Genomic DNA, 20,090 nt, shown 5'->3' with positions numbered 1-20,090 from the left:
GGAAGAAGTGTTTTGACGTAGAAAGAAAAAAGCCGCTGATTGAGACAATCAGCGGCTTTTTAAAAGAAGTGGCTCCCCGAGCTGGGCTCGAACCAGCGACAAACGGATTAACAGTCAGTTGCTCTACCAACTGAGCTATCGGGGAACAGCATCAATGTGCGGCGCATATTAAGGACTTTGATTTGGTTCGTCAACCCCCTGAAATAAAAGGTCAAAATTTGCACAGGCGCGTCCAGTATCCGTACCGGCCACCGGTGTGGTTACGCAATGGGCACGTACAGTCTATTTGGCCCACACTGTTTCGAACCGTCGATATGCCAACGCCTCAAACCGAGGTGCTGGCGACCCCGGATAACGACGAACTGCACCTGGATTGGTATCGCCAAAACAGCGACCGCATTGCCGTGATCTCACACGGTTTAGAAGGTCACAGCCGACGACCCTACGTGCTGGGCCTTGCAAAAGCGCTCATGGCCGAAGGCTGGGATGTGCTTGCCTGGAACTTCCGCTCTTGTGGCGGAAACATGAACCACCAACCCAGGTTCTATCACAGCGGTTCTACCGAAGATCTCCATGCCGTCGTCACCCGAGCGTTGCGTGAAAGCTACAAGAACCTGTTCTTATCCGGATTTAGCATGGGCGGTAACCTGACCTTGCTGTACCTAGGGCAGCAAAGTGAGCAGGTCGATAGCCGAATAAGCGGCGCCGTTACTTATTCGGTACCGGCTGATCTGGCTGGCAGCGCCGACATGCTGGCACTGCCCAGTCGCCGGATTTACATGCAGAGATTCCTCAACGACCTGTACCAGAAAATGCAGGAGAAGTCCGAACGCTTCCCTGAATTGATCGACATCAGCGACTTCAAAAGCATCCGAAACTTCCATCAATTCGACAACCGATACACGGCACCGCTACACGGTTTTAAAGACGCAAACGACTATTGGGCCCAATGCTCGGCCTTGTTCCGTCTAAAAGACATCCGTGTACCCACGTTGATGGTCAACGCCGCTGACGACCCATTCCTGTCTGCCGCCTGTTTCCCCGAATCGAAAAAGGTATTGGGCCGGTATGTGAAAGTCGAGGCGCCCCGATGGGGTGGGCATGTGGGTTTCGTTGAGCACGCGAAAGATGGCTACTACTGGTCGGAAAGGCGGGTTTTGGATTTCGTTGGAAACTTCGCTTAAGTAAGCTGGTGAGAGTGCATCGCCCTCAACCTGCTCAAAAGTTAGAAGGCTTGGGGCAAGTGACTTACTGAACCAAAGTCTCCAGCTGAGGCCAAATATTCTCCAGCAACAAAGGCTGTGCCTCCTCAGTAGGGTGAATGCCGTCTCCCTGCATCAAACTTTCTTGGTCGTAAATCCCCTCTAAAAAGAACGGAACCAACCCCACTTCATACCGGTCAGATAATGCTGGAAAGATATCCGAAAACATCTGCGTATAACGCTGACCGTAATTCGGCGGAATCTGAATGCCCACAAGGATGGGAGTCGCATCAGCTTCCAGCGTTAACTCGATCATTTTGGCCAGATTCGCCTCAATCACATTCGGAGGAAACCCGCGAAGACCATCATTACCGCCCAGCTCAATGACCACGACATCCGGCTCATTCTGCTCAAGCAAACGCGGCAGCCGGCGCAGGCCACCATCGGTCGTTTCGCCGCTGATACTGGCATTAACCACTTGCCAGGACACGTTTTCACGATCTAAACGATGGCGCAGCAGTTCTACCCAAGCCGTTTCGGAGGGCACACCGTAAGCGGCACTCAAACTGTCGCCAACAACGAGCAGCGTGGAGTGATTTGCCAGAGCAGGCCAGGAAATCGCAACAAAAGCGATGAGAAAAAACGACCGAACGAACGTAAACGCATTATGCATAATAGATTCGTGTACCCTTAAAGTTTAACTCATTGAAACGCCAGCAAACGGAGCAACCGTGAACCAAATGACGGACCTGACAAAAAACGATCAATGCCCCATGCTGCGAGTTTCCGGATTGACCCATACAGTAAGTCTGGAAACCGATACGCTGACGATCTTGCAGGGGGTGAACCTGGAAATCAATCGGGGGGAATCCGTAGCCATCGTTGGCCGCTCCGGTTCCGGCAAAACCACCTTATTAGGCCTGCTGGCCGGGCTCGATACCCCAAGCGAAGGCATCGTGGAATTGGACGGCGCCCAAATCAGCAGACTTACCGAAGACGAGCGCGCCAAACTTCGTGCAAGGCGAGTTGGCTTTGTGTTCCAGTCCTTCCAACTCCTTCCTGCTCTGAGCGCTTTGGAAAACGTCATGTTACCTCTGGAGCTGGCAGGAATAGAAGCCCCCGAGAAACGTGCCCGCGATTTGCTTGAACGCGTCGGGCTGGGCGAACGTCTGAATCATACACCTCGTCAGCTATCGGGTGGGGAGCAGCAGCGTGTGGCTATCGCTCGCGCCTTTGCCTCCGAACCCAGCATCTTGTTCGCCGATGAACCCACAGGCAATCTCGATAACCGAACCGGCCAATCGATTTCGGATTTGCTGATGGATCTAAATCGAGAGCAGGGCACCACCCTTGTTATGGTCACTCACGATGAGCGACTCGCCGCGCGGTGCAATCGGACTCTGCACATCGAAGCCGGTGTCTTGAGCGAGCCTGATGCCGCTCGGGAGCTCGTTGACTGATGGCTGCTGCAAAGAAATTGATGTCCGTAAAGCGTGACTGGAGAGAGCGGGATGTTCGGGTGGTCTTGGTTGCCTTGATTATCGCTGTGTCGACTGTAGCGACCATCGCGCTGTTTGCCAACCAGCTTCAACGCACGCTGGTGTCCTCCGCAAGCTCATTTTTAGCGGCTGATCGACAGCTTGAAGCCGAGAACGGAAAGCCTGTGCCTTCAGGCTGGATCGCAGAGGCGCAAAACCGCGGTCTGGAAACCGGTCAGATGATCAAGTTCTCGACCATGGTGTTCGGCGAAAGCGGATTCCAGTTGGTATCGGTGAAAGCCGTTAGCGACGAATATCCGCTGCGTGGTGAGATTGAAGTCCAGCCTAGCGAAGATGCATCGCGACAAACCGTCGGTGCCGGGCCGCGGCCCGGAGACGTCTGGATCAACCCCAGGCTGCTCAGGTTACTGGAGCTTGAGATCGGCGATACCCTGGAAGTGGGGAACCTTAAGCTCACTGTCTCGAATCTGCTGATACGGGAGCCGGATGGGGGGTTTCGGCTTTCCTCATTGGCGCCCCGTGTCATGATGCATGTCGACGATGTGGCCGCCACCGGTGTGGTGCAGGAAGGCAGTCGGGTGGAATTTGTCTACCTGTTTGCCGGAGACGAGCGATTGCTTGAAGGTTACTACCAGTGGTTGGAGCCGCAGCTGGAACCCAGCCACGAATGGGAAGGCGTTCGGGATGGTGAAACCTTCTCTCGCTCATTGGAGCGCGCAGAGCGGTTTCTGTTGCTCGGCGGAAGTCTGGCGGTCTTGCTTGCTGCCGTGGCGGTTGCTGTCGCCAGCCGACAGTATGCGCTCTCTCAGCGTGATACCGTCGCACTCCTGAAAACACTGGGGTTGACGGGCCATGGGATTGGTCGGCTATACCTCCGTCGGCTGGCTTTGTGGGGTGTTGTCGGCATTGCCGGAGGGCTTGCGGTTGCCCTGCCATTATTTTGGTTGCTGGTGCGTATGCTGAGTGATGTGTTGGAACGCCCGATTGATTTCTATCTGGACCCGGCAGCACTGACGCCCGCCTTGCTGACAGCTTTGATTTCGCTGTTTGCTTTTGCCTACCCGCCCATTCGTCGTTTACAGAACGTACCCGCAATGAGGGTGTTGCGCGCACAGCCGGGAGAATCGGGCAGGGAGATCGTGCCGGACCTTTTGATTGCTGTCGTTGCGGTCTTTGGCCTGGTTTGGCTTTATGCCGGTGAACTTGCCTTGGTTATATCACTGCTCGGCGGTTTGGCGCTCCTGCTGACGGTATTGGCGCTTATAGGCTGGCTGATGGTGTCGATGCTCCGCCGAGTACGTGGCGGCGGAAATGCTTGGCGCCTTGCCCTTGTGGGTTTGTATAGGCACCGACAAGCCAGCATGGCGCAAATGGCGGTGTTTGCCATGACCCTTATGTTGGCGGCCACGCTGGTATTGGTGCGCTCGGCGTTGCTGGAGGATTGGCAAGCTCAGCTACCGGAAGACACGCCGAATCACTTTCTCATTAATATTGCTCCGGACGATGTAGCCTCCGTTGAGTCCTTTTGGGCTGAACGCAGTGTGCCTTTGGATACCGTGTACCCGATGGTTCGAGGCAGGCTGACGGAACTGAATGGGCAGCCCGTCAAAGAGGCGGTGAGCAAAGATGAACGCATAAATGCCTTGAATCGAGAGTTGAACCTGACATGGATGGCGCAGCTTCCAGAGGATAATAAAATTCAGGAAGGGGAATGGTTCGTTGAGGGTGATACGAAAGGCGTGTCGGTTGAGGCTGAGTTGGCCGGTAAGCTTGGCTTGAAGCTGGGAGACGAATTAACGTTCACCATCGGCTCTGAAAAAGTCACGGAGCCGGTTGCCAGCATTCGGAGCGTTCAGTGGGACAGCATGAAACCCAACTTCTACATGGCGTTCCCGCCCGATGGCGGGCTGACTGACATGCCCGGCACCTGGATCACCAGTTTTCATCTGGATGAAAACAACAAGCTGCTGCTGAATCAGTTCTCCAGGCAGTACCCGACAGTTTCCGTGTTGGAGCTTGATCACATCATCAAGCGTATCCAGGAAATCGTGCAGCAGGTGACACAAGCGATCGAAGCCATTCTGGCTTTGATTCTTGCGGCAGCGCTGGTGGTGATGGCTGCGGTGGTGAGCGCTACCCTCCGCGACCGGCAGCGGGAAGGGGCGTTGTTACGCACGCTGGGCGGTCAACAGTCGTTGTTAGTGCGCAGTACCATGCTGGAGTTTGCGTTACTGGGCTTTTTTGCGGGTGTGCTCGGTGTGATGGCGGCTGAAGTCGCTGTTTATGCCTTGCAAGCCCGATTGTTCGAAGGCGAATTCCGCTGGCACTGGCAGGTGGTGTTATCGGTTCCGCTTGTCAGCGCACTGCTGCTGGCTTTGTTCGGGCGTTGGCAGTTAAGGCCGGTGCTGAGCGTTTCTCCGATGTTGCTGTTGCGCAGATTGGAGTGATGTTCTGCTCTTCATTCTCTAACGGTAGTTCGCGAGGATGGCGTCCAGTTCGCCATTCTCGCGCATGGCCGATAGTTCCCGATTAAAGGCTTGTGCAAAGTCGGTCCAATCCTTTCGGAGCATGAGGCGGTAACCGTATTCGCTGATGTTTTTCGTCGACGTTCGGAACTGGTGAGTGAGCCCTTCATTGCGCAAGATCCACTGGCCGACCAGTCTGTCAGCCAAGGCGGCGTCAAAGCGATCTCCCAGCAATAGATATCGGAACAGGTCTTTGTCACTGGATACGTTGAAACGTTTGATTTCTTCTTGCTCAAAATAGGGGGCAAGAACGGGGTACTGGTACCCCAGGTGGGCAACAATGGTATGTCCGAACAAATCAGCCGGTTGGGAGAAGTCCAGCTCGGAATCCTGTTCGAAAAACAGCACTTCTTCCACATAGACCACCGCTTGAGTGAACAGGTAGTCTTCGGGATTGTCCGTCCATTCGGTAGCCCTTAGGGTGCCATCGATGTAGCCATCGAGCAGCATATTATCAACCCGTTTTCGGGGAATTTTTTTCGGGATCAGCTCGTAACCCAATCGAGGGACTATCGTCGTCATGACGTCCCATAGGATTCCGGACGGGGCGTCTCCGCCAACGATCAGATAGGGCGGGTATCCATGGGGGGAAATATTGAGGTGGAAGGTTTTAGCGCTGTCTTGCGTTTCGCTCATCGCGTTGGCCGATGAGGCTATGCCGAGCAGAATAAGGGATAAGTATCTAAGATATTGATTTAGCCTGCTCAAACACCGAAAAACCATGGAAGCACACCCGTACAGCTGGGGGAAACGAAACAAACCCGAGCGCCTCCAGCCTTATCGTTGCTAGATTGCTTATTGAATGATACCTATTTAATAGTGGATGCGAAATGCGCGTTATGTAGCGATATGCTATCCGAATGTAAACAGATAGCACATCGCGTCAGCGGTAGATAGGGTTAGGTCCAGGCTCTCCGTAAGATTGTCATAGCGTCTTCAAACGAGACTTCCTTTGGGTTGAACATGATTGAACCATCGTCCAAAGCCAGCCTGGCGATGTCCTCCAGCTGGTTTTCGAGGACTCGTTCAGTCTCTTTCAAAGTGCGCGGCAGCTTGCAGCGCTTGTAGAGCTCGTCCCGCAGCTTGCGGATCGCGGAGATGCTCGCCTCTGCACGACGATCCGCTGGGGTGGCAGAGTAGACCTCAGGTCCTTCCAGGTAAAGCAACAACTCACCCAGAGGTTCACGAATACTCTCGAGGTTGAACTCCAGGACATACGGCAGGTACAAGCTCATGCACAGGCCGTGCGGCAGGTGAATGATCGCCCCAGTGGCGTGTCCAAGTGCGTGGACAAGACCTACCATAGAGTTGGAGAACGCAATGCCTGCCATGGTAGAGGCTTGGGCCAGATCGAGGCGCCCATCTTCATCTTTTGGCTTGTCCATCACCTTAAGCAATGATTGGCTCACCTTCTTCACAGCCGCTGTCGCGTATGCGTCACTTAGAGGGTTTTTGCCCATGCAGGTAAAGGCTTCGGTTGCGTGGGTCAGGGCATCCATCGCCGTAGCCGCCGTAATGTGCGGAGGCAACGTAAGCGTCATTCTTGGGTCGATAATTGCCGCATTCGGAAGTAAGAATGGCGATGAGTAAGGCAGTTTTACACCACGTTCTTCATCGGAAATAACCGCGACGGCCGTGACTTCGGAGCCTGTGCCGGCAGTGGTTGGTACAACGAAGAACGGTTTTAGAGGATGCTTCAATATGCCTGCACCGCTGTACTCGGCGATGTCATCGCCCCCTTCAGAAACCAGAATGTTCACCGCTTTGCCGGTGTCGATTGCGGAACCACCACCAATTGCGATAATCGAGTCACACTTTTCTTTGCGATAGACCTTGGCGATGGTGCTCACTACGGTTTTGGAGGAGTCGGGTGGCACGTCATCGTAGATGGACACAATGTCCAATCCGCTCTCTTCGCAGGCAGCAATGACAGGATCAAGAAGGCCCGCTGCACGCACGCCTTTATCCGTGATGATCATAGGACGTTTTGCGGCCAGACTGGTTAGTTCAAACGGGATGTGTTCAAGCGCGGCTTTGCCTGCGATGACTTTAACCGGGCAGAAGAACTCGTAGTATTTGTTGGTCATTATGCTCTCTCTGTCTCGACAAGGTTGGTGGCGACTTTCAAGTAAATACGTGCGGCATTTAGCAGTTTGCTCGGGAATTTCAGGCCCGCCGGGTACTCTTTTACAGCGCGCTCCGCAATGAGTTTGGGCAGGATGAAACTCTCCAGGCGGTTTAAGACGCGCGTCATTCGAATGGCGAGGCCGAGGTCGCCGTCGACCAACATGCGATCGTTTGCAAAGGCTACGGCAGTTTTCTCCTGGAACGATAAAACCAGGAACGCGTGCGCCATGTGCTTAAATTGAATCGATAGATCAATCGGGCGGGGTGCGTGGTCGCCGTGGAAACACAGATGGCCGTCTCCCGTGTGCTCGACAATCATTTTGGGCCCCGCCGGCATAACCTGCATTTCAAAAAGAAATCCAGGGGGTAGAAGCCTGGTTTCACTGCGTGTGATTTCATCCACTTCACTGATCGCCTGCAGGGCGCGTCCCATGACCTGAAACATCAGACCGACGTAGATGCGCTTTGCCTGAAATGTCACCGGTTGCAGTTGTTTTACTTGCATGTGCGTAATCCGATTGTTATTGGGTTATCTGATTTTTAGAGTTATTGCTCTAGAAGTCAATGCAATCATTGACACTGACGTGGCGTCAAACGGGCAATGTTTTCAGGCATAAAAAAACCGGAGGTGGTTAACCTCCGGTTTTTGTTTGAAATTTGGATGTTTTTCTAGTTTGTCATGGCCGCCAGTTTGCGTTTGGCTTCCTCGCCAATCTCACCACCGGCTTCAGCCGCTGCAGAATAATAACTTATGGCTTCATCGCGGCGGCCCTGTTCTTTTGAGATGTCACCGAGGCGCAGGTAAGCGATTGACGTTGGCACCATTTTATTTGCTGTTTCCAAATGGGTTCTGGCTTTGGTCAGGTTATTCATGGCCAGTTCGTTCAAACCATTATCCAGCTGGTATTGGAACATTTCAGGGTATAGAGACACGGCTTTATCGAAGTCTGCACGGGCCTTTTCGGGTTGCTTCTGGTTTTGATAGATTCGCCCACGTAGCGCATAGAACATCGCTTCGCGTGGCTCGGCGTTGATGGCTTTGTTTATCGACGACAAGGCACCGTCGAAATTGCCTTCTGAAGCAAGTTTCATGGCGGTGTCGTGTGCGTCGTAGGCAGGTTGGAGCTTCTGGATCATGGCAATTCGGCGTTGGTAAACCTCCTTGCCCCGGTAACCACCTGCGCCGATTTTCTGCACAAGTTCCTGATTCGCTTGCACGCGCTTCGCGGAGGGTGGATGGCTGGCGAATAAACCGTTCAGCCAGCTCGATTGGTTGCCCTCGGATAAAGATAAGAAGAGCTCTTGCAGCTCGACCGCTGCTTGCGGGTCGTAACCGGCGGCTTGCATATATTTTATGCCGTAGGCGTCAGATTCCAGCTCATCGCCCTGGCCGTACTGCGCTAAGGCAAGTTGCGCACCGACAGCCGCGCCGCCCATGATCACGCCGGCCCATTCATTGTCCGAAAGTGCCATTCCGATACCCGCCACGCCGGCGCTGATCAGCATGCCCTGTTGCATGCGTTGCACGCTGTGTCGTGCCGCGGCGTGAACGATCTCGTGACCCAACACGGAGGCGAGCTGAGCTTCATCGTCTAGCTTGGCAAGTAGCCCTCTGTTAATGGCTATTTTACCGCCGGGTAAGGCCCAGGCATTGGGGACGCTGCTATTGAGGACGACAAATTCATAGGGCAGGTCGGGGCGGTCGCTCACTTGGGCGATTTTGTTGCCAACTTCCCGCACGTAGACCGTGAGCTCAGCATCTAGATAAAACTGGCCACCTTGTGTTTGTTGCGTCGGGACGTACTGCTCAGCCCCCAGTGACAGTTCCTGGCTCTCCGGTATCAAGGACAGCTGACGTTCCCCGGTAACCGGATTAACCGCGCATCCAGTAAGCATTGCCAGGACCATGAGCAGGCTGGGGAAAATGACTGATTTCACGCACGACTCCTTGATGATGTGAATGTTCGTTCCTTTTGAACGGAATGTGGCAAAGTAGACCTCAATTTATAACACAATCGCTGCATTTGCCGTAATAGCGTGGGCTGTGAAGTGGCCGGGAAAGCTGCCATGACGTATCATAGAGCAACGTTTCTACCGCATTTCTACTAGCCCGGACGTGAAAACAGTCGATGACACATTACCTCGATATAATGGCGTTGCTTTGGTTTCTGATTTGTTGGGGTGGGTATACCTGGTATTCAAAAAAGCGCGCGAATACCCGGTCTTGCCTGTCCAACTCGCTCGATTTATATCGTGAAGACTGGATGCGGGTCATGCTTAAACGCGAAAACCGCATCGCCGATACTTCGGCGGTTGGCAACCTTGAGCGAAACGGCGCGTTTTTCGCATCCAGTTGCCTTCTGATTCTGGCGGGTCTTCTCACTGCTTTGGGTTATACCAGTGAGGCTATGGAGGTTTTTGCCACCATGCCGTTTAGCTTCGCGCCTACTCGTGAAGTGTGGGAATTGAGGCTGGTGGTGTTACTGGTGGTGTTCGTTTATGCCTTCTTTAAGTTCACTTGGGCGATGCGGATGTACAATTTTGTTGCCGTGATGATTGGCAGCGCCCCTTTGCCCAGTGACAGCAAAACCAGCCCTGCCGCTCGAGAGGCCTTTGCTCGCAACGCCGGTCATATCTGTAATCTGGCGGGCGATGCGTTTAACCTGGGGCTTCGTTCTTACTATTATGCGCTGGCTGTCATCGTTGGCTTCATACATCCTCTGGTATTTATTGCCGCTTCAACTCTGGTGGTCGTCGTACTGTACCGCCGGGAATTTAAATCCGATGCTTTAAACGCCCTGCGCGACGGTAAGGTTTTTGACGAAACCAAACCGGTGCCGGCGAGTACGGATACAAAATTGAAAAACTGATCTGCAGGACCTTCCTGAATGAATGATGAAACCCGAATTGACCGGGTAACCCGGTTTTTAGGCACTCTGAACCAGGCAAAGGAGCTGGGCCTGGTCGCGAAAGAAGTGGGTGACGGATATCTGGTAATGGAACTGCCCTACAGCGATAAGATCATTGGTAATCCGGATACCGGTGTTATCCATGGGGGGGCGATCACAACCTTGATGGACACCACGTCAGGTTCCGTAATGATCTGTGCTCTGGATGATTTTGAACTGTGTCCCACTCTGGACTTGCGTGTTGACTACATGCGCCCGGCTGAACCAAGGAAACCGGTGTTTGCGCGTGCAGAAACCTACAAAGTGACGCGCCACATCGTCTTTACTCGCTGTGTTGCCTATCAGGAAGGGGATGAGATTATCGCTAACTGTGTGGGGACGTTCATGCGTATCGGCAAAGAAGCCAGCCCGAAATCTTACCGTGACCTGATTACCGGAGGTGCAGAATGACCAGTCCGGAAATCCTGAAATACACGCAGCAAACGGGCGATTTCTCACGGATGCTTGATAGCGTTCCCTACGCTAAGTGGATTGGTCTGCAGTGTGACCGTTTCGGAGATGATTTGATTTTTCGTCTACCGGTGAAGGAGGAAAATCTGGGAAATCCTATTCTTCCGGCTATTCATGGTGGCGTTATTGGCGGCTTCATGGAAATGTCCGCCGCCATTTATTTGATGATGTCCCAAGACACACTGCGCATGCCGCGGATCATCGATTTCTCCCTGGATTACCTGCGTGCAGGCCTCAATCGCGAGACTTACGCCGAATGCCACTTGACCCGGCAGGGTAATCGGGTCGCGAACGTCATGATCAGCGCCTGGCAAAAGTCCCGTTCCCAGCCCATTGCCACCGCTCGGGCGCACTTCCTGCTCGAAGACTGATTTTGCTTTTGCCGGGGTTGAAATGCCCCGGAGGGCCCCCATTTCTGAGTTCAGTCCACGCTGTATTGGTGAAAGCCCACAATAGGGCCCAAGCACCGCACCGCTCCACCGAACGTTAAATAGTAGGAGATAACACAAGCCATGACGGTAGAAACCAATAAAGAGACCCTTGGGTTCCAGACCGAAGTGAAGCAGCTGCTTCAGCTGATGATCCACTCTCTGTATTCCAATAAGGAAATCTTCCTTCGTGAGCTGATTTCCAACGCTTCAGATGCCGAAGACAAACTGCGCTTCGCTGCGTTGAAAGATGATGCGCTGTTTGAAGGTGATTCGGATCTGCAAATCCGTCTGGACTACGACAAAGACGCCGGCACCATCACCCTGACCGATAACGGTATCGGTATGACCCGTGATGATGTGGTTGCCAATCTGGGCACCATCGCCCGTTCAGGCACCGCCGAATTTCTTAAGCAGTTGTCCGGCGACGAAAAGAAAGACAGCAAGCTGATTGGTCAGTTTGGTGTAGGTTTCTATTCTGCATTTATTGTTGCTGACGAGGTGGATGTGTTCACCCGCCGTGCAGGCGCTCCGATTGAAGAAGGCGTGCATTGGTCATCCAAAGGCGACGGCGAGTTTACGATTGAGCCGATGAGTCGCGAAAAGCGCGGTACCGAGATCGTGTTGCACCTGAAACCGGATGCCACAGAATTCGCTGATGGCTGGAAGCTGCGTAGCCTGGTGAAGAAGTACTCTGACCATATCTCCTTCCCGGTAGTTATGAAATCTGAGAGCGAGGAAGAGGATAAGAAGGGCGAAGATGAAACCATCAACGATGCGACCGCTCTGTGGACTTTGCCGCGTACCGAGATCAAAGACGACGAGTACAAAGAGTTCTACAAGCACATTGCCCACGATTTCGAAGACCCACTGTCATGGTCTCACAACAAAGTGGAAGGCAAGCTGGACTACACCAGCCTGCTGTACATTCCCAAGCGTGCGCCGTTTGACCTGTACAACCGTGAAGCGCCTCGTGGCCTGAAGCTGTATGTTCAGCGCGTGTTTATCATGGACGACGCCGAGCAGTTCCTGCCTTTGTACCTGCGTTTCACCAAGGGTGTGATCGATTCCAACGATCTGTCTCTGAACGTGTCTCGTGAGATTTTGCAGAACGACAGCACGGTAGAAAGTATTCGCAGCGCCATGACCAAGCGAGTATTGGACATGCTATCCAAGCTTGCGAAGAAAAACGATGACGAATACCAGAGTTTCTGGAATGAGTTCGGTGCAGTTCTGAAGGAAGGCCCGGCTGAAGACTTTAGCAATAAAGAGAAAATTGCTGGCCTGTTGCGTTTTGCGTCCACTCATACCGGCGAAGATACGCAAGACGTGTCTCTGGATGACTACATCAGCCGCATGAAGGAAGGCCAGAAGAAGATCTACTACATTACGGCAGATAACTTTGTGGCGGCCAAGAGCAGCCCGCACCTGGAAGTCTTCCGTAAGAAGGGTATCGAGGTTCTTATTCTCTCCGATCGTATTGACGAGTGGATGATGGGATATCTCAACGAATACGACAGCAAGCAGTTCCAGGACGTTGCTCGTGGTGATCTTGACTTGGGTGAAGTGGAGACCGAGGAAGATAAAAAACAGCAGGAAGAAGCCGCCAAAGAGCACAAAGAGCTGACGGAACGCATCAAGAAAGCCTTGGAAAGCAGTGTTCAGGACGTACGGGTTACCAATCGTCTGACTGACTCTCCGGCTTGTCTGGTGACGGGTGAGTTCGATATGGGCGCACAGATGAAGAAGATCATGGAAGCAGCTGGTCAGGCAGTGCCGGACAGCAAGCCAATCTTTGAAATCAATGTGGATCATCCACTGGTTCAGCGCCTGGAAAGCGAGCAGGGCGAAGAGCGTTTTGGTGAGCTTTCTGCCGTATTGTTCGATCAGGCTACGCTGGCCAGCGGCGAGCAGCTGAAAGATCCCGGTGCTTATGTTAGCCGTCTGAACCGTTTGCTGCTTGAACTGGCTAACTGAGCCGGACCCATAGATGCAGCAAATCATTGTGGACATCGCGATCAGCCCTGATGAATGGATTAAGTTCTATCAGGGCGTAGCATCGGATGTTCATACCACGAGCCGGGACGGGCGTTCCGTCCGATTCCCGGCGCGTATCCTCTCCAGGTTTTACTTCAGCGACGGTGTACGAGGCAGTTTTCGTATTTTGTTTGACGACTCCGGCAAGTTCTCCTCCATCGAAAGGCTCTGATGAGATTTAACTGTCAGGTTACGCCTTTGATTAATAAAAACTCTCACCTATCTGCTTTTAATTAATTATCTCTTGGTTTCCCCTGAGTGTAATCTGACGTTGTCTTAATCAAAGCGGGGGGATGACCCTATGTCAGCACCAAAGGTTGATCAGCGTCTTATATCGAGTGACATCTCCCGGGTTTTGTTCGATTACTGGCAGAGCTATGCGATGGCGCAGTAAGCGCACGAGCACCTGCTATATTGATAATTAGAATCAGCGCCCATTTCAGGCAACGATGCAGTGAAGGAGAAACGTATGTCTCAAAATAACTCGAGTGGCAAGTGCCCAGTGATGCATGGTGCAAACTCGACCATGAATCGTAATGTGATGGACTGGTGGCCAGAAGGGCTGAACCTCGATATCTTGCATCAGCATGACCGAAAACCTAATCCAATGGGCGATGACTTCAATTATCGGGAAGAGGTGAAAACACTCGACGTTGCAGGCCTTAAGAAAGACCTGCACGATTTGATGACTGAGAGTCAGGACTGGTGGCCGGCAGATTGGGGCCACTACGGCGGTTTGATGATTCGTATGTCCTGGCACGCAGCAGGGACTTACCGCTTGGCTGATGGCCGTGGTGGTGCCAGCAGCGGTAACCAACGATTTGCGCCATTGAGCTCCTGGCCGGATAACGTCAGCCTCGACAAAGCACGGCGGTTGCTGTGGCCGATCAAGAAAAAGTATGGCAACAAAATCAGTTGGGCGGATTTGCTGGTGCTGGCTGGTACGGTCGCTTATGAATCGATGGGGCTACCGTCTTACGGGTTCTCTTTCGGCCGTGAGGACATCTGGCATCCTGAAAAAGACATTTATTGGGGCTCCGAGAAGGAGTGGCTGGCACCGTCTGACGAGCGTTATGAAGACGTCAATAAGCCGGACACCATGGAAAACCCTTTGGCTGCGGTACAAATGGGGTTGATTTACGTAAACCCAGAGGGCGTAAACGGCCAGCCTGATCCGCTCAAGACGGGCGAACAGGTACGCGAAACCTTTGCCCGGATGGCGATGGATGACGAGGAAACTGCAGCCTTGACTGCCGGCGGACACACCGTTGGTAAGTGCCACGGCAATGGTGACGCCTCGGTGTTGGGGCCAGATCCAGAGGCAGCCGATCTTGAGGAGCAAGGGCTGGGGTGGAGCAACCCGAATATGAAGGGCCAGGCCAGTCGTGCGGTGAGCTCCGGTATTGAAGGCGCCTGGACGACCAATCCGACCCAGTTTGATATGGGGTACTTCAAGCTTCTCTTCGGCTATGAATGGGAACTGAAAAAGAGCCCGGCCGGTGCGTGGCAGTGGGAACCCATTGATATCAAAGAAGAAGACAAACCGGTCGATGCCAGCAACCCGTCGGTTCGACATAATCCGATCATGACCGATGCGGACATGGCGATGAAAATGGACCCCAAGTATCGCGCGATCTGCGAGAAGTTCATGGCAGACCCGCAGCACTTCAGGGATACATTTGCACGGGCTTGGTTCAAGTTGACGCATCGTGACTTGGGTCCCAAAACTCGCTATATCGGCCCGGACGCTCCGGCTGAAGAGCTGATTTGGCAGGACCCGGTTCCTGCTGGTAACACCGATTACAGCGAAGAAGTCGTAAAACAGCACATCGCGGCAAGTGGTCTGAGCATTGGTGACATGGTCAGCACGGCTTGGGACAGCGCCCGTACGTTCCGGGGCTCCGACTTGCGCGGCGGTGCGAACGGCGCTCGGATTCGCCTGGCACCTCAGAAAGACTGGGAAGGCAACGAACCGGCTCGTTTGGCGAAAGTACTCAAGATTTACGAGCAAATCTCTGCGGACACCGGAGCCAGTATCGCAGATGTCATCGTGCTTGGCGGTAGTGTTGGAGTCGAACAAGCCGCGAAAGCAGCGGGCTACACCGCACGAGTTCCGTTTTTGAAAGGACGGGGCGACGCTACGGATGAGATGACTGATGCGGAGTCCTTCGAGCCACTGGAACCGGTCGCCGATGCGTTCCGGAACTGGTTGAAGAAAGACTATGTGGTCAAGCCGGAAGAGCTGCTGCTGGATCGCGCTCAATTGCTGGGGCTGACCGCGCCGGAAATGACGGTGTTGATTGGCGGGATGCGCATGCTCGGCACCAATTACGGCGATAGCGGAGCGGGTGTATTCACCGATCGTGCCGGCGTATTAAGCAACGACTTTTTCGTCAATCTGACTGATATGGGCAACACCTGGAAGTCGGTAGGTAGCAATCTCTATGAGATTCGCGACCGCAAGACCGGTGACGTGAAGTGGACTGCAACGCGGGTGGATTTGATGTTCGGTTCTCACTCAATCTTGCGTTCATACGCTGAGGTGTATGCTCAGGATGACAACCAAGAGAAGTTTGTAAAAGACTTTATTGCGGCTTGGACCAAGGTGATGAACGCTGATCGATTTGATCTGCAAAAATAAGTCGTTACCCAGCTGCAGGGCACTCCTATAGGGGAGTGTCCTGCTATCAACTTCCCGCCAAATTTCTTACAATCCTCCCCGCCTGATTTCTAAACAGCCCATAGCGATTATTGTCATTTAACTCCTGGAGTCTTCATGCGAATCATCCTTGCCCCGATGGAAGGGCTGGTCGACGCACCTATTCGTGAAACCCTGACCAAAGTCGGCGGTATCGACCGGTGTGTTACTGAGTTTATTCGTGTGACTCAGGGCATGTTGCCGCCTCGCATTTTCTACAAGTACGCTCCGGAATTGCACAATCAATCCCTGACGGAGGTTGGCGTGCCTGTGGCGGTTCAACTGTTGGGGTCAGACCCCGAAATGATGGGGCGCCACGGTGCAAAAGCAGCGGAACTTGGCGCTATGCAGGTGGATATTAACTTTGGTTGCCCCGCGAAAACGGTGAATCGGCACAAAGGCGGCTGTGTGCTTATGCGCGAGCCGGAGCTCATGTATGAAATTGCGGCCAGCGTGCGTAGAGCGGTGCCGGCCAATATACCGGTGACCGCTAAAATGCGTTTGGGTTACGACGACCGCTCCATGGGCGTTGCTTGTGGGCAAGCTTTAGAGGCCGCAGGCGCATCGGAAATCGTTATCCACGCCCGTAGCAAGGTGGATGGTTATAAGCCGCCAGCGTACTGGGAAGAGATCGCCAAAGTGCGTGAAGCGGTAAACAGCCATGTGATTGCAAACGGTGAAATCTGGACGGTTAACGACTATTGGCGTTGCCGTGAAGTATCCGGTTGTGACGATGTGATGATTGGCCGCGGGTTGATCGCTCGCCCGGATTTGGCGGCACAAATCAAAGCATCCCAGCGGGGTGAATCTTTGGCACCTATGACGTGGCATGAAGCAGTGGCGTTGGTTCGAGAATACGCCGCAGCCTTGCAAACCCGATTGGAAGACCGGTTTGTCACGGGTCGCATCAAACAGTGGCTTAACTTTCTGAGGCAAGGTTTTCCCGAGGCCGAGTTGTTGTGGCCCGAAGCGCGAAAGCTTCGTGACGTTGCCCCTATGCTGGCCTGCCTCAGTCAGCCCGCTGCGGTTTCCGCCAAAGGCCCCCGGGCCGCCTGAAGGTTTGTATTTCGGTTTTCGGTTCTGGTGTTAGTTTTCGTTTTCCAACTTAGGGGAATAACTGCCTGACCGAGCCAGGCCATTCAATCGGGCGCGTTTTATCAGTGCAGCCTGAGCTTTTTCCTCATTAGACCGTTCCCCGGCCCAAGCCTTCTGAGCCGGCCCTTGTAATGCTCGGCCATAGGAAAAGCTTAATTCCCACGGTTGAGTTCCCATACTGTTAAGGGCATTGAGGTTCGCGGTAGATTCTTCCGGTGATTGGCCGCCCGATAAAAACATAATCCCCGGCACGGCCGCTGGTACCACGCGCCGAAACACCCGAAGTGTCGCTTCCGCAATTTGTTTGGGCGTTGCTTTACCCGCACCTTTACCGGGCGTCACCATGCTCGGTTTCAGGACCATCCACTCGCATCGGACGTGGTGGCGATGCAGTGCCCCGAACACGCTCCGCAAGACCTCTTCACTGACCTCCGCCGCTCGTGTGATCGAGTGATCACCGTCGATCAGCACTTCGGGTTCGACGATGGGTACGATGCCCAGTGCCTGACAGTCAGCCGCATAGCGTGCCAACACTTCGGCGTTAGAGGCGATTGCCTGATAGGAAGGCTGTACATCCGATATATGAAAAACGCTCCGCCATTTGGCAAAGCGGGCACCAAGGGCTTTGTAATGTTCCAGTCGGGTAGCCAGCCCGTCCAGCCCGTAAGTAATTTCATCGCCGGGTGCATTGACCAACGGTCCTTTGCCTGCGTCCACTTTGATGCCGGGCACTATGCCTTGGTTTTCAAGGAGTTTCGGGATGGGAATATCATCAAGGCTCAATTGCCCCAGCGTTTCTTCGTAAAGAATAACGCCGCTAATATGTTTGCCCAGATCCGGCGTGGCAAAAATCAAGCTCCGATACTCTCGTCGAGAGTCTTCGGTAGATTGAACATCAACGGCAGCAAACCGCTTGGCAATGGTAGGCGCGCTTTCGTCCGCGGCGAGTATGCCTTTGTTGGCGTGCACCAGATCGTTGATAGTTGCTTGTAACTCGTCCTCGATGCTCATGGTGTCTCCTTGGTTTTGTTCTTTGTTCAGTCTAGTCGGTAAATTCGACCTCCATGATATGAAATTGGCCTCTAAACACCTCACGTCATCTCTCCAGGGCGGCTAGCCTGTTGGTATACCGAAAAGCATATCGGGCATGGAGGTTTGTGATGAATATGGCCACGAACAAGATTAAGGCTGCAAAACAGAGGGTTTATCAATCTTTGGCGCCGCAAGGCTTTCTGCCGGTGGTGCGCAGTCCGGATTTCGAGTTTCCGCAAGACTTGCCTAAATATTGGTGGGACAACGACCCCGCCAAGACACTGCTGTTGGCAGCGTTATCTGCCAGCTTTCCTCCCGGTGAACGATTCTTTATTGATTCCGTCCGTTACTATCAGGACCAGATTACTGACCCGGATCTTCAAAAGTCGATCCGCGCTTTTATTGGGCAGGAAGCCCACCATTCCAAAGAACACAAATTGATGAACGGATGTTTGGAAGAAAAGGGCGTTGGCCTGGCGCGAATTGAGCGTGAAATTCAGTGGTTCATGGATTGGATGCGAAAGAATTTGAGCCCCGAGCGCCAACTTGCCCACACCGTAGCCGTCGAGCACTTTACTGCAATGATGGCGGAAGAGTTTCTGCTTAAATTTGATGCGTTGGAAGAAATGGACCCCCGTATCGCGCCGGTTTGGGCTTGGCATGCGATTGAAGAATCAGAGCATAAGTCAGTGGCTTTTGACGTATACAGAACGGTGGGTGGCAGCGAATTTACTCGCATCACGGAAATGATGTATGTCAGTGTGATGTTTCCGTTCTACACCAGCCTTCATTTGTTTCAGCTAATGAAGGAAGAGGGCGAGCTGGGTAATCTGAAGTCCTGGCTGGGTGCGTTGAATTATATGTGGGGGAAACCGGGCATTTTCCGCAAGATGATTCCATCGTATCTGAAGTATTACAGCCCCAATTTTCACCCTTGGAATCAGGATGTTCGCGAGTTACTTGAAAACGCTAAGAAACGATGGCTGCCAGCTTCGCTTCACGATTAAGTAAGGCCTTTTTGCGTTCGATACCCCAGCGGTAGCCACCCAAGCCACCGTCAGACCGGACAACGCGGTGGCATGGAATAATGACCGCCAGTTTGTTCGCCCCGCACGCATTAGCCACCGCGCGCACTGCCTGTGGTTTGCCGAGCGTGTTTGCGAGCTCTGAATAGGTGGTCGTCTGTCCTGATGGGACGGCCTGAAGAGCCCCCCAGACTGTTTTCTGAAACTCAGTGCCTTCCAGTACCAGAGGGTAGTCGAGATGGCTTTCGGGGTTTTCCACCGCCTGTGCAATTTGCTTTAGCAGTGCAGTACCTTCTCCGTTTACCGGTTCTATGGCTTGATTGGGAAAGCGCGCCTTGAGCAAGGGTAATAGCTGCTCCTTGCGATCGCTCAGCTCAACCCCATAAAGGCCCCGTTCGCTCCAGACTGCAAGTAACCAGCCTACGGCGCTGTAAGTAATGCCATAACGCATCGCTCTGTTAGCCCTGCAGCTCTTTGCGCATGTTGAAGCGCAGGAAATGAGTGCCTCGAATGGTTACCTGCTGCTCTTCAAGAACTTCAAAGCCGTGCTTTTCGAAGAACGGACGTGCCACGACGCTCGCCTCGGTTCGGAGCTCTTTGACGCCTTTGTTCTGAAGTTGCTGTTCGGCTTCTTGGTAAAGGGCCGAAGCAATGCCTTGGCGGGCGTAATTTGGTGCTGTGAATACCAAATCTATGACGCCGCTTGGTTCGTAAGAAATAAAGCCCGCAAGCGCGTCACCGTCTTCAGCAACGAGTGTTTCCAGTGAGGCCAAGCGTCCCTGCCATGTGTCGAGGTTAGGCGTTCGGGAGGCCCAAGCATAGCGTTGGGTTTCGTCGTACGCGGCTGCCGTCAGTTCGTGGACAGAATCGGTAAACAGGCGAACGACCGGACTCAGGTCTTTAATTCGATAGTTGCGAATGACGATGGATGTATCTGTGGTCATGATGATTCAGTGCGCACCTGTGTTGGAGGGTGGGTAGGCGTACCCATACGCGAGTTACC

General features: G+C 53.4%; 19 protein-coding genes and 1 tRNA gene. 11 read left to right on the top strand and 9 right to left on the bottom strand.

Going from position 1 to position 20,090, the window contains the following annotated elements:
- Positions 1-69: 69 nt before the first annotated feature.
- Positions 70-145 (bottom strand) — tRNA-Asn (locus VOI14_RS13680).
- A 169-nt stretch (positions 146-314) separates the two neighbouring features.
- Between VOI14_RS13680 and VOI14_RS13675 the strand changes: the two genes are divergently transcribed.
- Positions 315-1,184 carry a YheT family hydrolase gene (locus VOI14_RS13675; RefSeq protein WP_323752599.1) on the top strand — a complete coding sequence of 290 codons (870 nt, stop codon included), beginning with the start codon at positions 315-317 and terminating at the stop codon, positions 1,182-1,184.
- Positions 1,185-1,248: 64 nt separating this feature from the next.
- Here the strand turns inward: VOI14_RS13675 and VOI14_RS13670 are convergent, their stop codons facing one another.
- Positions 1,249-1,875: an arylesterase gene (locus VOI14_RS13670; RefSeq protein WP_323752598.1), complete on the bottom strand. Its 627-nt coding sequence runs from the start codon at positions 1,873-1,875 to the stop codon at positions 1,249-1,251.
- Between the two features lie 67 nt (positions 1,876-1,942).
- On the opposite strand from VOI14_RS13670, the gene VOI14_RS13665 reads away from it, so the two are divergent.
- Both VOI14_RS13665 and VOI14_RS13660 read left to right on the top strand, forming a co-directional pair.
- The gene (locus tag VOI14_RS13665) at positions 1,943-2,662 is read left to right on the top strand and encodes an ABC transporter ATP-binding protein (protein ID WP_323752603.1); all 720 of its coding nucleotides are present in this window, start codon (positions 1,943-1,945) and stop codon (positions 2,660-2,662) included.
- Positions 2,662-5,148 (top strand): ABC transporter permease, encoded by a 2,487-nt coding sequence (locus VOI14_RS13660; RefSeq protein ID WP_323752597.1) that lies wholly within the window; start codon positions 2,662-2,664, stop codon positions 5,146-5,148. Before VOI14_RS13665 ends, VOI14_RS13660 begins: the two co-directional genes overlap by 1 nt.
- A gap of 18 nt (positions 5,149-5,166) precedes the next feature.
- Here VOI14_RS13660 and VOI14_RS13655 read toward each other — a convergent pair whose 3' ends face one another.
- The 4 genes from VOI14_RS13655 to VOI14_RS13640 all read right to left on the bottom strand — a co-directional run bounded on the left by VOI14_RS13655 (position 5,167) and on the right by VOI14_RS13640 (position 9,261).
- Positions 5,167-5,862 carry a substrate-binding periplasmic protein gene (locus tag VOI14_RS13655; protein ID WP_323752596.1) on the bottom strand — a complete coding sequence of 232 codons (696 nt, stop codon included), beginning with the start codon at positions 5,860-5,862 and terminating at the stop codon, positions 5,167-5,169.
- Between the two features lie 263 nt (positions 5,863-6,125).
- Complete coding sequence (locus VOI14_RS13650; protein WP_323752595.1) at positions 6,126-7,313, bottom strand: iron-containing alcohol dehydrogenase; 1,188 nt, start codon at positions 7,311-7,313, stop codon at positions 6,126-6,128.
- Positions 7,313-7,858, bottom strand: coding sequence for a hypothetical protein (locus VOI14_RS13645; protein ID WP_323752594.1), 546 nt, complete (start codon positions 7,856-7,858; stop codon positions 7,313-7,315). The genes VOI14_RS13650 and VOI14_RS13645 overlap by 1 nt, the downstream gene beginning before the upstream one ends.
- 164 nt (positions 7,859-8,022) lie before the next feature.
- A complete protein-coding gene (locus tag VOI14_RS13640) occupies positions 8,023-9,261 on the bottom strand; it encodes a M48 family metalloprotease (RefSeq protein ID WP_323752602.1) in 1,239 nt (412 codons plus the stop codon).
- 221 nt (positions 9,262-9,482) lie between these two features.
- Here VOI14_RS13640 and VOI14_RS13635 point away from each other — a divergent pair, with 221 nt between their 5' ends.
- From VOI14_RS13635 to VOI14_RS13605, 7 genes are all read left to right on the top strand, one after another.
- Complete coding sequence (locus tag VOI14_RS13635) at positions 9,483-10,223, top strand: DUF599 domain-containing protein (protein WP_323752593.1); 741 nt, start codon at positions 9,483-9,485, stop codon at positions 10,221-10,223.
- An 18-nt stretch (positions 10,224-10,241) separates the two neighbouring features.
- A complete protein-coding gene (locus VOI14_RS13630) occupies positions 10,242-10,712 on the top strand; it encodes a PaaI family thioesterase (protein ID WP_323752592.1) in 471 nt (156 codons plus the stop codon).
- Positions 10,709-11,143, top strand: a complete 435-nt coding sequence (locus VOI14_RS13625; protein WP_323752591.1) for a PaaI family thioesterase — start codon at positions 10,709-10,711, stop codon at positions 11,141-11,143. The genes VOI14_RS13630 and VOI14_RS13625 overlap by 4 nt, the downstream gene beginning before the upstream one ends.
- 141 nt (positions 11,144-11,284) lie before the next feature.
- Positions 11,285-13,177 carry a molecular chaperone HtpG gene (gene htpG / locus VOI14_RS13620; protein WP_323752590.1) on the top strand — a complete coding sequence of 631 codons (1,893 nt, stop codon included), beginning with the start codon at positions 11,285-11,287 and terminating at the stop codon, positions 13,175-13,177.
- A gap of 13 nt (positions 13,178-13,190) precedes the next feature.
- Positions 13,191-13,409, top strand: a complete 219-nt coding sequence (locus VOI14_RS13615) for a DUF2835 domain-containing protein (protein WP_323752589.1) — start codon at positions 13,191-13,193, stop codon at positions 13,407-13,409.
- Between the two features lie 297 nt (positions 13,410-13,706).
- Positions 13,707-15,878, top strand: coding sequence for a catalase/peroxidase HPI (gene katG, locus VOI14_RS13610; protein WP_323752588.1), 2,172 nt, complete (start codon positions 13,707-13,709; stop codon positions 15,876-15,878).
- Between the two features lie 135 nt (positions 15,879-16,013).
- Complete coding sequence (locus VOI14_RS13605) at positions 16,014-16,991, top strand: tRNA dihydrouridine synthase (protein ID WP_323752587.1); 978 nt, start codon at positions 16,014-16,016, stop codon at positions 16,989-16,991.
- A 30-nt stretch (positions 16,992-17,021) separates the two neighbouring features.
- Here the strand turns inward: VOI14_RS13605 and VOI14_RS13600 are convergent, their stop codons facing one another.
- The gene (locus VOI14_RS13600; protein ID WP_323752586.1) at positions 17,022-18,041 is read right to left on the bottom strand and encodes a class I fructose-bisphosphate aldolase; all 1,020 of its coding nucleotides are present in this window, start codon (positions 18,039-18,041) and stop codon (positions 17,022-17,024) included.
- 149 nt (positions 18,042-18,190) lie between these two features.
- Between VOI14_RS13600 and VOI14_RS13595 the strand changes: the two genes are divergently transcribed.
- Positions 18,191-19,069 (top strand): metal-dependent hydrolase, encoded by an 879-nt coding sequence (locus tag VOI14_RS13595; protein ID WP_323752585.1) that lies wholly within the window; start codon positions 18,191-18,193, stop codon positions 19,067-19,069.
- Here the strand turns inward: VOI14_RS13595 and VOI14_RS13590 are convergent.
- Together VOI14_RS13590 and VOI14_RS13585 are read right to left on the bottom strand one after the other, a co-directional pair.
- Positions 19,032-19,538 carry a methylated-DNA--[protein]-cysteine S-methyltransferase gene (locus tag VOI14_RS13590; RefSeq protein WP_323752584.1) on the bottom strand — a complete coding sequence of 169 codons (507 nt, stop codon included), beginning with the start codon at positions 19,536-19,538 and terminating at the stop codon, positions 19,032-19,034. The genes VOI14_RS13595 and VOI14_RS13590 overlap by 38 nt on opposite strands.
- A 7-nt stretch (positions 19,539-19,545) precedes the next feature.
- Positions 19,546-20,031 carry a GNAT family N-acetyltransferase gene (locus VOI14_RS13585; protein ID WP_323752583.1) on the bottom strand — a complete coding sequence of 162 codons (486 nt, stop codon included), beginning with the start codon at positions 20,029-20,031 and terminating at the stop codon, positions 19,546-19,548.
- Between the last annotated feature and the right edge of the window lie 59 nt (positions 20,032-20,090).

It is taken from the genome of Marinobacter sp. (genome assembly GCF_034669625.1).
Lineage (GTDB): Bacteria > Pseudomonadota > Gammaproteobacteria > Pseudomonadales > Oleiphilaceae > Marinobacter.
The sequence above is the reverse complement of the archived record's forward strand: the minus strand, read 5'-3'. Positions and strand labels throughout refer to the sequence as shown.